The organism is Luteimonas sp. A478 (assembly GCF_054052025.1).
Genome location: NZ_JBSVRF010000006.1, coordinates 182640 through 194219, shown reverse-complemented (window position 1 = coordinate 194219; position 11580 = coordinate 182640). Strand labels below are relative to the sequence as shown.

The 11580-nt window shown below is 65.7% G+C and carries 11 protein-coding genes, 1 rRNA gene and 1 other RNA gene; 3 read left to right on the top strand and 10 right to left on the bottom strand.

Features of this window, described 5'->3' with window-relative positions:
* Positions 1-190 precede the first annotated feature (190 nt).
* Positions 191-304: ribosomal RNA gene (gene rrf / locus ACW7G3_RS12665) — 5S ribosomal RNA — on the top strand.
* Between the two features lie 366 nt (positions 305-670).
* Here rrf and rpiA read toward each other — a convergent pair.
* From rpiA to ACW7G3_RS12630, 7 genes are all read right to left on the bottom strand, one after another.
* Positions 671-1300: a ribose-5-phosphate isomerase RpiA gene (gene rpiA, locus ACW7G3_RS12660; RefSeq protein ID WP_456983134.1), complete on the bottom strand. Its 630-nt coding sequence runs from the start codon at positions 1298-1300 to the stop codon at positions 671-673.
* Positions 1293-1781 carry an EVE domain-containing protein gene (locus ACW7G3_RS12655; RefSeq protein WP_456983132.1) on the bottom strand — a complete coding sequence of 163 codons (489 nt, stop codon included), beginning with the start codon at positions 1779-1781 and terminating at the stop codon, positions 1293-1295. The genes rpiA and ACW7G3_RS12655 overlap by 8 nt, the downstream gene beginning before the upstream one ends.
* Complete coding sequence (locus ACW7G3_RS12650; protein WP_456983130.1) at positions 1778-2383, bottom strand: 5-formyltetrahydrofolate cyclo-ligase; 606 nt, start codon at positions 2381-2383, stop codon at positions 1778-1780. The genes ACW7G3_RS12655 and ACW7G3_RS12650 overlap by 4 nt, the downstream gene beginning before the upstream one ends.
* Before the next feature lie 89 nt (positions 2384-2472).
* Positions 2473-2657: non-coding RNA, 6S RNA (gene ssrS / locus ACW7G3_RS12645), on the bottom strand.
* Positions 2658-2724: 67 nt separating this feature from the next.
* A complete protein-coding gene (locus ACW7G3_RS12640) occupies positions 2725-3009 on the bottom strand; it encodes a cell division protein ZapA (RefSeq protein ID WP_456975209.1) in 285 nt (94 codons plus the stop codon).
* On the bottom strand, positions 3006-3227 hold the full coding sequence (locus tag ACW7G3_RS12635; protein ID WP_456975207.1) for a TIGR02449 family protein: 222 nt from the start codon (positions 3225-3227) through the stop codon (positions 3006-3008). The genes ACW7G3_RS12640 and ACW7G3_RS12635 overlap by 4 nt, the downstream gene beginning before the upstream one ends.
* 31 nt (positions 3228-3258) lie before the next feature.
* Positions 3259-5490: a putative bifunctional diguanylate cyclase/phosphodiesterase gene (locus ACW7G3_RS12630; protein WP_456983128.1), complete on the bottom strand. Its 2232-nt coding sequence runs from the start codon at positions 5488-5490 to the stop codon at positions 3259-3261.
* 101 nt (positions 5491-5591) lie between these two features.
* Here ACW7G3_RS12630 and ACW7G3_RS12625 point away from each other — a divergent pair, with 101 nt between their 5' ends.
* Together ACW7G3_RS12625 and ACW7G3_RS12620 are read left to right on the top strand one after the other, a co-directional pair.
* Positions 5592-6131, top strand: coding sequence for a UPF0149 family protein (locus ACW7G3_RS12625; protein ID WP_456975203.1), 540 nt, complete (start codon positions 5592-5594; stop codon positions 6129-6131).
* 43 nt (positions 6132-6174) lie between these two features.
* Positions 6175-7506, top strand: a complete 1332-nt coding sequence (locus ACW7G3_RS12620; protein ID WP_456983158.1) for an aminopeptidase P N-terminal domain-containing protein — start codon at positions 6175-6177, stop codon at positions 7504-7506.
* 21 nt (positions 7507-7527) lie between these two features.
* On the opposite strand, the gene pepQ is transcribed toward ACW7G3_RS12620, so the two are convergent.
* From pepQ to ACW7G3_RS12605, 3 genes are all read right to left on the bottom strand, one after another.
* Complete coding sequence (pepQ, locus tag ACW7G3_RS12615) at positions 7528-8850, bottom strand: Xaa-Pro dipeptidase (protein WP_456983127.1); 1323 nt, start codon at positions 8848-8850, stop codon at positions 7528-7530.
* A 64-nt stretch (positions 8851-8914) separates the two neighbouring features.
* Positions 8915-9265, bottom strand: a complete 351-nt coding sequence (locus tag ACW7G3_RS12610) for a PilZ domain-containing protein (RefSeq protein WP_456983126.1) — start codon at positions 9263-9265, stop codon at positions 8915-8917.
* Positions 9262-11538, bottom strand: a complete 2277-nt coding sequence (locus tag ACW7G3_RS12605; RefSeq protein ID WP_456983124.1) for a DUF1631 family protein — start codon at positions 11536-11538, stop codon at positions 9262-9264. The genes ACW7G3_RS12610 and ACW7G3_RS12605 overlap by 4 nt, the downstream gene beginning before the upstream one ends.
* Between the last annotated feature and the right edge of the window lie 42 nt (positions 11539-11580).

Here is an 11580-nt window from a genome sequence, read left to right as displayed (position 1 = left end):
AGTACAGCAATGTATTTAGCTAACCAGTACTAATGATCCGTGTGGCTTGACCATATAACCTCAAGTAGCCTTGGACTCGACGACACGTCGCAGTTCGTATCGGCTCGCTACATCCCCCCTCTGAGAGCGTGAGCGCGATCGATCCCATGGAATAATTCCGTCGGGTCAACCCGCGACCCTCCACCCTCTCCCTGGTGATAATAGCTGCGTGGAACCACCCGATTCCATTCCGAACTCGGAAGTGAAACGCGCACGCGCCGATGGTAGTGTGCATCTAGCATGCGAGAGTAGGTCATCGCCAGGGTTTTTACCCCAAAGCCCCGCAGCCACAAGCTGCGGGGCTTTTATTTGCGTGCAGGAAAGAGCAGGCTGCCGGTCCTGGTTGCATCGACGTGAGCTGATGGGCCCCGCCGCGGGCGGCAGGCTCTTTTCGGCGAATGTCCCCCGGCCTCCGCCTGCGGCGGCGGCCTCCTCCTTGATTTCGCCGAAAAGACCTGCCACCCACGGCGGGGCTCGGCTTCGGAGGGCAAAGGCGGGAGGCAAAAGGCGCGGCGAAGGCCACAAAAAAGCCCGCCTTGCGGCGGGCTTTTTGTCAGGCAAAGGCCGTGACACCGGTGTGTCAGGCGGCACGTGTTTCGCGGGCGGTGTCGTGGCCAGGGGCCTTTTCAGCTCATTCGCCGGTGATAACCACGTCAGCCGGCCTGCGTGCAAACAGACCAACGCTGACCACGCCGGGAATCTGGTTGAGGTCGCGCTCCAGGGCGACCGGATCGGTGATCGCCAGGCCATGGATATCCAGCACCCAGTTGCCGTTGTCGGTGACTACACCCTGCCGCCAGACCGGCTGGCCGCCGGTGCTGGCCAGAATCTCCCTTGCAACCAGGCTGCGGGCCATGGGGATCACTTCCACCGGAAGGGGAAACCCTCCCAGCACCTCGACACGCTTGGAGGGATCGATGATGCAGACGAACTTCTCGCTGGCTTCGGCGATGATCTTTTCACGGGTCAGCGCGGCGCCGCCGCCCTTGATCAGGCGCTGCTTGGGATCACATTCGTCGGCCCCGTCCACGTACAGCGGCAGGGGGCCCACGGCGTTCAGGTCGAGGACTTCGATGCCGTGGCTGCGAAGCCGTTCGCTGCTTTGTTCGGAGCTGGATATGGCTCCACCAATCCTGTCCTTGATTCTGGCCAGCGCATCAATGAAATAGGCGACGGTAGATCCGGTGCCTACGCCGACGATCATGCCGTCCTCGACGTGCTCAATGGCCTTTTCTCCGGCCAGGCGCTTTGCATCACTCATTATTGTTTGTTCCTTCCAGGGCCAGCAGGATCTTCCACTGCGAGGAGGTGACTGGCAGGACAGAAAGACGTGCGCCCTTGCGGATAAGGGCGAAATCCTCGCCCAACTTTTCGCTGTGTTCGCGGATCAATGCCAGCGGAACAGGTTGCTCAAGCTTGCGCACGAAGCCAACGTCCACCAGGAACCAGCGCGGCTCCTCGCGGGTTGCCTTCGGGTCGTGGTATTTGGACTTGCTGTCGAACTGGGTGTCGTCCGGGTACGGCGTGCTTGCCACTTGGGCAATGCCATAGATGCCCGGGACCTTGGTGTTGGAATGGTAGAAGAACACCTGGTCGCCGACCTGCATGCTGTCGCGCATGAAGTTGCGCGCCTGGTAGTTGCGCACTCCGTTCCAGGGCTCGGTTCCGACCTTTTCCAGGTCATCAATCGAAAAGTCATCGGGCTCGGACTTCATGAGCCAGTAGCGGGTGCGTTTGTTCATCTGGTTCCGTCGGGAAGATGGGTGGATCGTTCGGTACAGATCGCATCCAGTGGCACGTCCCATTCTGCGGGCTGCAGCTGCTGGACCTGCTGGGTGGAGAATGCGGTGCCCACCAGCCAGGGCGGCGCCGCGCTGCCCTGGCGGAATGAGAAGCTGCGGTCATACCAGCCGCCTCCCATGCCCAACCGGTTGCCCGCAGCATCAAAGCCTACCAGCGGGAGGACGGCCAGCTCCAAGGCGCTCGGGTCCAGTAACCTGGACGGATCAACCTCGGGTTCCGGTATGCCGTAACGGTTGGTGACCAGGGGATCGCCGGGGCGCCAAGGCGCAAAGCGCAGCCCGTCCGCAGCGGCGGTGGCCGGGTCGGAAGGCAGCACGGGAAGGCAGTAGGTGACACCTGGTGGAAGGCGCATCTGCCATACATGCAGGGCGATCTCGCCATCCATTGCCCAATAGCCGGCAACATGGCCCCGTTGTGGAAAGAACGGCAGCGAGAACAGATGGCCGGCGATGGCTTCGGCCGCGTCGATCCGGTCCTTTGCGGGGATGTCGCGCCTGGCCTGGCGCAGGCTGCGGCGCAGGGCGTTGCGCGGATCGGTCATTGGCAGTGTTTGTGTCTGGCGGCGGTGCGGTGTCCGCACCTGCCATGATGCCCCGGGAGCGTTGGGCCCCCGCGAGCTGGAAATAATGAACGTCCTCCGCCATGACGATGCGAGCAAAACGACCTTGAACCCAGGGTTCAAGTGGGGTGGCCGCGGGCTCCTTCGGGCTTTCCGCTGCAAGGCGGACCTGCACGCCCGGATTCCACCGCCTCCCCGAGGTCGTGATTAAGGGACAAGGCGAATGTTTGCGCGCTGTCGGACACAGCAGAGGACGCAGGGCCAGTATAACGCCAATGCCGGAGCGTGGATGAATGCCCGGCCGTGCAGACAGGGCGCGGGGATCAGTCGATCCCGGCTCCGTGCAGCTTGCGCTCAAGCGTGCCGAGGACGCGTTCGACCTCAAGGTCACGCTCGCGCAGTTGCTCCAGTTCGTGGGCCAGGTTGAGCGCGGCCAGCACCGCAACGCGATCGACCGAAGCCATCCGGCTGGTACCGCGGATCTCCCGCATTTTTGCATCCAGAAGCCGGGCTGCAGCCATCAGCGCCTCTCGCCCGTCAGAGCCGACGCCAATCGTGTATTCACGGTCCAGGATGCGGACGCTGACCGGCTCGCTATCGGCGCTCATGTGTGCTGCTCCAGTGATTTGAGCCTGGCAATCATGGCTTCCACCCGCGAGCGGGCCTGCTCGCTCTTGGCCAGCAGCTGCGAGCGCTCGCCCGAGACCTGCTCGTGCTGCTGGCGCAAGCTCTGGTTCTCGGCGGTCAGCTGGTGGATCCTGTCGACCAGCGTATCGACGCGCGCCGCGAGCGTGCGGAGCCTTTCAAGCTGGTCGTTGTTGTCCATGTTGGCAAGATAGGCAGGCCCAGAGGCCCGGTCAAGGATTGGTCATCTGCGTCGGACTGGGCAAGGTCCCGCCGGCAGGCTCCCAACTGCGGATGAAGGCCAGGCAGGCGCGTGCATCCATGGGCGGGGCCAGCCAGAATCCCTGGATCTCGTTGCAGCCGTGCTGCGAAAGGAAATTCACCTGGGCCTGGGTCTCAACGCCCTCGGCGATCACCTTGAGTCCCAGCGAATGGGCCATGGTGATGATGGTGCTGGTAATGGCGGCGTCTTCCGGGTCGCTGCTGAGGTCGTCGATGAAAGCCTTGTCGATCTTGATCGATGTGATCGGCAGCCGTTTGAGGTAGGCCAACGAGGAGTAGCCGGTGCCGAAATCATCAATGGCCAGCGGAACCCCCATCTCGCGGAACGCGTGCAGGTGCGCGGCGGTGTGCGCGGCGTTGGCCATCAGCACGCTTTCGGTCAGCTCCAGCTCCAGCAGGCCAGACGCCAGGCCGGTGTCTTCCAGGATCCGCTTGACGACTTCGGGGAAATTGCCGCGCACCAGCTGCAGCGCCGATACGTTGATCGATACCGCCAGGCGCGGATCCACGCCATGCTGCTGCCAGCGGGAAAGCATCAGGCACGCTTCGCGCAGCACCCATTCCCCGATTTCCAGGATCAGCCCGCTTTCTTCGGCCAGGGGAATGAAGTCTGCTGGGGGGATCTCGCCGTGCTCTTCGCTGGACCAGCGCAGCAATGCTTCCACCCCGGTAATGTGCGAGTCGGCCAGCGCCATGCGCGGCTGGAAGGCCAAACGCAGTTCGCCGCGGTCGAGCACTTTGTGCAGGGCTCCGGAGAGGGTCGCGCGCTTGCGGGTGGCTACATCCATGGCGTCGTCGTAGCGCATGAAAGTGCGCCGGCCAGCGGCCTTGGCCTGGTACATCGCGGTGTCCGCGCGCTTGATCAGTTCGGTTGGCACCTGGCCGTGTTCGGGATACAGGCTGATGCCGATCGATGGTGAGATGGAAATTTCCTGACGGGCATCAAGCTGCAACGGTGCTTCGAAGGCCATGATGATCTCGCGGGCGCTGCGCTCTGCATGGGCGGGGGACTCCAGGTCTTCCAGCACCACCGTGAATTCGTCGCCGCCCAGCCGGGCCACCGTGTGGTGCTCGCCGACCGTCTGCTGCAGGCGCCTGGCAGCCGCCCTGAGGATCCGGTCGCCGGCGGCGTGGCCCAGCGAATCGTTGATGTCCTTGAAGCGGTCCAGGTCAAGGAACAACAGCGCGATGCGTCCGCCATTGCGGCGGGCGCGGACAATGGCGCGCGACAGGCGTTCGGACAGCATCGACCGGTTCGGCAGGCTGGTCAGGGGGTCGAAGTTGGCCAGGTAGAGCAATTCCTGCTCGGCGCGCTTCTGCTGGGTGACGTCGCTGAGCACGGTGACATACTGCTTTTGCCCGGCTTCATTCGTGGTGACGGCATTGCTCACCAGATGGCACAGGAATTCCTCGCCGTCCTTGCGCCGCTGCCACATTTCCCCTTTCCAATGGCCACGCTTGGCGATCTGCCGACGCACATCCTGGTAGAAAGCCCGGTCGTGCTGGTCGCTGTCGAGCATGGCCGCGCTGCGGCCGATGATCTCCTCGCCCTGATATCCGGTGATGCGGGAAAACGCCGGGTTGACCGAGATGAAGTCGAAGTTCTCGTCCACGACCGATACGGCCTCGTCCATGCTGCGCAGCACCTGCGCTGCGATCCGGCGTTCGCGCTCGGCCTGGTGGCTGCGGCTGATGTCGCGGGCGGTGCCGGCCACGCGGATGGGCGCGCCGCTTTCATCGCGGGCCACGACGCGGCCGCGCGCCCGGATCCATACCGGTTCATCGTCATCCAGAATGATGCGTATCTCGGCCACGACGCTTCGGGTGGTGCCATCCAGGCAGGCCTGCATGCTGCGTGCCGCGGCTTCGAAATCGTCGGGATGGATCAGGGCCGCGATCGGCACCACCCGCTCGTGCATGACGTCGGCCTGGCCTTCAGGCTCGATCTGCAGCAAACGCACGCGCTTGGTGCTGACGTCGTATTCCCAGTAGTGCTCACTGGTGGCCCAGAGGGCCATTTTCAGCCGCTCTTCCCGCTCTGTCAGCAGATCCAGCTGCTCCCGTGCACGATGCCGCCGCCGCAGGAGCAGCACTCCCAGCAGCACCAGAAAAAGGATGACGACGCCTGGCAGTCGCAGGTCTGCAGGATCGATCGGCACATTGTTCCCCCGCACTGCAAGCATGCAGCGCCCCCGTTGAGTTTAGGCGCGTCGACCCCTCGGCAACAAGCGCGGCTGCAGGCCCGGGTTGTTAGACTGCAGATCCTTTCAAAGTGGCCGAAACAATGACCGCTACTCTTCCCCCCGTGGCCGAAGTGCAGGACTCGATCCGCAGTCTTGGACTGGCTGTCAGCGTTTTCGAACTGCACGGCAACCTTTGCGGATGGCTTGCCGGTGGCGGTGACAATAGTCCCGGCTGGCTGGGCCAGGTGCTGGCCGATGATGGAGCGCCGGCGCCCGACCGGGGGCTGGAGCAGATGCGCGAAGCCACGGCGTCGCAGATCGAGGATCCGGAGTTCGATTTCAACTTGCTGCTGCCCGCGACTTCGGAGCCGCTGTATGAGCGGACCCTGGCGCTGTTTGACTGGTGCCGCGGGTTCCTTGGCGGCTTCGGGCTGGCGGCGGGCAAGGACCCGCCGGTATCGGAAGAGGGCAGCGAAGCCCTGGTCGACATCGCCCGCCTGGCCGCCGCGACACCGCAGGAGGAGGGCGACGAGGACGACGAGCAGGCCCTGGCCGAGATCCAGGAGTTCGTGCGGGTGGCGGCGCTGCTGCTGCACGGGGATTGCGCGCTGGGCCCGCGCCATCGGCAGAGTTTCAACTGAGGCCCCATTTGGCATGAGTCCAGTCAGGGATTCCGGTCCCGGCCTGCGTCCGCTGGCCGGGATATCGCCTGCCCTCCATGAGCGCCATCGCAGGCAGCTCATGGCGATGGCCGGTGAGGAGGCAATCGTGATCGTGCCGGCGGCGCCGCAGCGGGTGCGTAGCGGTGACACGTTTCATGCATACCGTCAGGACTCGAACCTGTGGTACCTGACCGGTTTCGCCGAGCCGGAGGCGGTGCTGGTGCTGGTACCCGGGCGCCGCCATGGCGAATGCCTGATGTTCTGCCGCGAGCGGGATCCGGTCCGCGAGGGTTGGGACGGTCCACGGCTGGGGCCGGAAGGCGTGGTGGACGCGCTGGGCATGGATGACGCCTATCCGATCGACGACATGGACGAGATCCTCCCCGGACTGCTGGAGGGCAGGCCGCGGGTGTATCACCATTTCGGGCGCAACGAGGATTTCGACCTCAAGCTGATCGGCTGGTTCAAGCAGGTGCAGGCCCAGGCGCCGGCGCGTGCCCAAGCCGCGCACGAGTTTCTCGAGCTTGGCCACCTGCTGGATGAAATGCGGCTGTTCAAGGCCCGCGAAGAACTGGTGCTGATGCGTCGCGCAGCGGCGATCAGCGTGCGTGCGCATGCCGCGGCAATGCGTGCCGTGCGGCCCGGCATGTACGAATACGAACTGCAGGCCGAACTGGAATACGAGTTCCGCCGCCATGGGGGCCAGGCGGCCTATGAAAGCATCGTGGGTGCCGGCGCCAACGGCTGCGTGCTGCATTATGGCGCGAACCGGGCACGCATTGCGGCTGGTGACCTGGTGCTGATCGACGCGGGTGCCGAGTACGCCGGCTATGCGGCCGACATCAGTCGCACCTTCCCCGCCAGCGGGGAGTTCAGTCCTGCCCAGCGCGCACTGCACGATCTGGTCCATTCGGCCCAGGCCGCGGCGCTGGAGCAATCACGGCCGGGAATCCCTTTCGAATCGGTGCATGAAACCGCCGTGCGGGTCCTGGCCGAAGGCATGCTGGCGCTGGGCCTGCTCAAGGGGCAGCTGGAAGAAGTGCTTGCCCAGGGCAGCTATCGCCGCTTCTATCCGCACAAGTCCGGCCACTGGCTGGGCCTGGACGTGCACGACGTGGGCGAATACAGGATCGACGGCGAGCCGCGGCTGATCGAGCCTGGCATGGTGTTCACCATCGAGCCGGGGATCTACGTGCCCCCCGACGCCACGGATGTGGACGCGAAGTGGCGCGGGATCGGGATCCGTATCGAGGATGACGTGCTGATCACCCGGGAAGGGCACGAAGTGCTGACCACGAACCTCGCCCGCAGCGCGGACGAGGTGGAAGCATTCATGGCAGCGGCCCGGTGCTGAGCCCGGACTGTTCGACCCGGGTCAGGCCGCGTCGAATTCCTCGCGGGTCAGGTTCACCGGCTCGCCGTCGGTAATCACCAGGTCGTCTTCGATGCGCACGCCGCCGTAGGGGCGGAATGCTTCAACCCGCTCCCAGTCCACGCTGTCGGCATGCGCGCCCTCGCGGACCTTGTCCAGCAGCATGTCGATGAAGTACACGCCCGGCTCGTTGGTCATCACCATCCCCGGCTCCAGCACGCGGGTGAAGCGCAGGAACGGGTGGCCTTCGGGCGTGTCGATCCTGCCGCCGGCATCACTGGCGGCAAAGCCGGCCACATCGTGCACCTGCAGGCCGATGCCGTGGCCCAGGCCGTGCGGGAAGAAGGCCGAGCTCACGCCGGCCTCCAGCGCCGCTTCCGGGCTGGTGCGCAGCACGCCGAAGTCCTTCAGTACCCCGGCCAGGGTCAGGTGTGCATCCAGGTGCACCTGGCGGAAATCAGTGCCGGCGGTGAAGCGGGCGTTCAATTCCTGCTGCGCGCGGTCGACCGCTTCGATCAGGGCCTGGTACTCGCTGCCCGTGTCGCTGGCATAGGTGCGGCTGATGTCGGCGGCGTAGCCGGCGTGGGCGGCACCGGCGTCGATGAGGAAGCTGCGCAGCGACGCTGGCGGCACCCGGTCACGTTCGGTGTAGTGGAGCACGGCGGCGTGTTCGTTGAGCGCAACGATGTTGCCATAGGGCAGGTCATTGGCGTCCTGGCCGGCGGCCTGGCAATAGGCCAGGTGGATGCCGAACTCGCTGGCGCCGGCGCGGAACGCACGTTCGGCTGCGCGGTGCGCGCGCACGCCGCGGCGGTTGGCCTTGCGCAGCATCTCGATTTCGTACGGCGTCTTGTACGCGCGGTGATAGTCCAGGTACTGCAGCACCGCGTCCGGGTTGTTGGGGCTGAAGCTGCCCAGCGCGCTTTGCGGTTCGCCGAGGATGGCGCAGCGGGCAGGATCCCGGGGCAGGTGCTCGAGCGCCTGGTCGGGCTCGCGGATCACCACGATGTCGAAATGACCGGCCCAGTAGCCCGACGGCGCCTCCGGTACCACGTGCCAGTAATCGAACGGCTGCAGGTACACCAGCTTTGGCCGTTCCCCGGGGGTCACCACCAGCCAGCTGCCGGGATGGGAAGTCAGCGGCGCCCAGGCCTTGAACTGCGGGTTGGTCGCATAGGGGTAATCGCGGTCGTCGAACAGGTGGTAATGCAGGGTTCCACTGGGTATCACCAGATGATCGAAGCCGCCGCGCTCGAGCGCAACGGCGGCGCGCTGCTGCAGAACCTGAAGGTGTTGCTGATAGAGCTGGGCGGGATTGGAAGTCATGGCATGGGACCTGTTTGAAACGTCACATTGTCTCCCATCCGCCGCTGACTGCCCAAGCGGCGCCTCAGGCGTACTGGCTCCCCGGGGTGCTGACCCAGCCGCGCAGGCGGACCAGCTGCTGCTCGCCTAGGCCGATGAAGCGGAAGCCGACCCAGTGCTGTCCAGGCGCGCTGGCCTGGTCGGACCACAGCAGGTGGGCGCCGAGTTCAAGCTCGGTGGTCTGACCGTCCGATCCGGGGAGCGAAAAACAGAACTGGTACAGCGCATCGTTGACCAGTGGCCCGCTGGCCATCAGCAGCATGCCCGACTCGGACAGGTTGCCGATGTTGCCGACCACCTGGCCGGTCATGGCGTCGCTGACCGGGATGGGGTGATGTGCCTTGCGGCGCTTCGTGCGCCTGTAATCCTGCATCATGCGGTGGCCTTTGTGGTGTGCGGGTTGTCGCCGCGACCGGCGAAGCTGCGCAGCGCGCTGACCGCTGCCTGCCAGGCCCGGTCGACCAGGCGCCCGCGCTCGGCGGTGACCAGGCGCGCCTGGTCCGCGGCCATCAGCCGGGCCAGGCTGTCCAGGCTCTGCTCACCCACGCGCTGGCCCCGCTGGTTCACGAACAGCGCGTTGTCGGTGATGCGGCTGTACCAGGACAAGCGGCGGCGGACGATGTGGCCCTGCTGGTTGGTGACGAACTCGATCCAGCTGCCGAACGGCAGCACCCGCAGCTGGTCGTAGTGGGCCTGCTCCAGCGCAGTGCGGGGTGGCAGCGGGGCCTTCTTTTCGCGAACCTTTTCCTCGCCCAGGCGTACGCGCGCCTTGAGCTTCATCGCCAGTTCGGTGCGCGAGGTGGGGTCTTCGTCGCTCTCGTCGATGCTGCCGGTCAGGCGCTGGGCGATCACCGCCGCTTCCTCGGCGTGGTAGCCCACCTGGCTGAGCGATGCTTCCACCAGTCCGGTCAGTTCGGGTACGGCCGGCCCGCCTTCGCGGGCACAGGCCCGGACGATCTGCGCGGTGGCATCCAGCTGGTTCCGCCACGCCTCGGAGTCCTCGCCCTGGCGCAGCAGGGTCAGGGTGAGCACATCGGCCCAGGCCTGGTTGAGCAGCGCCCGCACGAACCGCGGCAGGCGCTGGTCGCCTACGGTCTCTTCCAGCACCTGGGCGGCCTGCAGCTTGGCGGCCTCCAGCTTTTCCTTGCCCTGGGCGGCCTCGATATGGCGCTTTTCCAGGGTTTCCGCCTTGCGGATCTGTGCATGCACCTGCTGCTGCAGGCTGTCATTGGCCCGGGAGAAGACGGTCGGATCGTCATCGAACCCGCTGACAACTTCTTCCACCGTCTGCCTGAGCGACTGTACGAACCCCTGGTCAAGCTCGTCCCGTGCGCTCCAGCGGGCGGCGCTCTCGGCAATGGTGTTGAGCAGCTGCCGGGCCGGGTGGCCCGGGTGCAGGAAGAAACCGCGGTCGCGCAGTGCCAGGCGCAGCAAGGGCAGCTGCAGCTCGCGCACCAGCGGCGTGGTGGGTGCATCGGTGCGGATTTCGCTTTCAATCTGGTCGTAGAGCAGGCCGACCAGTTCAAAGGTGTCGTTGTCCTCTGGCAGAAGCGTCGATGCCTGCCCATGCTGCTGGCGCGCCCGGGCAAGCACAGTCCGTTTGATCTCGGCCAGGTTGCCGCGGCTGGCGGCCGGCAGGGCCTGCAGACCCTGCAGGGCCTGGATCAGGTCGGTGGTGTTCAGCTGCTGGCGGGTGCCGGGGGCTGTATCCGCCCGCAGCTTGTCGATCAGCTCGCGGCGGCCTGAAAGCAGCTGCTGGAACATGGCGAAGGCCGATTCGTCGTCGTCCTGGGCGTCAGCGCCGGGTGCCTCTCCCAGCCAGGCGGTATGCGGACGCGTACCGGGGGCACGGCGTGTCGACGCGGTGTCAGCGGAGGCGGGAACGTCCGGATCCTGGTTGGCCCGATCCACGGCGGTCGGCGCGGGCCGACTGCCGCGGATCGGCACGAAGGTGAGGGCGGGGAGGATGCCTTCATCGACCAGCAACTGGTTCATCCGGTCCAGCAGCTGCGGATAGCCGGCCATCAGCTGGCGATCGAACATGCGATACAGCAGCAGGCGGGCGTCGTGGGTGATTTCCAGCGCCACGGCCGCGGTATGGATCGCCCTGCACAGGGCGTGTGGACCCAGGGGCAGGCGGACGGAATCAAATGCCGGCGCACCGGCCAGCACGCCGAAGCGCTGGCCCAGCAGGTGCAGGGCCAGCGTGGAGCGTCCTTCCTGGCGGCTGGCCACCTCGCGCAGGACGGTGTCTTCATCCATGACCGACTCTTCGACCAGGCTGAGGTTACGGAAACTCAGCGGGGCGTCATCGGCGGATTTGGCCGGCTGCGGCTCTGCCGAGGAGCGCAGCCCGGCCAGCGCGGACTCCACCTCGATCATGAACTGTGGCAGCAGGTCGGCACGGTTGAGCCGGAAGCTGTGCAGGGCCTGCATGTAGCCCGATTCAAGCGTGGGGTGGCGGGCCTGGTCGGCGAGCCGGAACAGTTCGCGCTCGAACTCCAGCAGCATCCGCTCCATGCCGTGGTCCAGTTCTTCGGACACCATCATCAGCGCCCGGTCCAGTGTCCGGCGCACGCGGTCCGGAAGATCTGCAGTGGCGAGGCTGGTCCGCCGTGGCAGGTCAGAAGCAGCGGTAGTGAACGTCATTGCGGCTCCCTCCAGACGGATCGACCAGAGTAATTACCATGC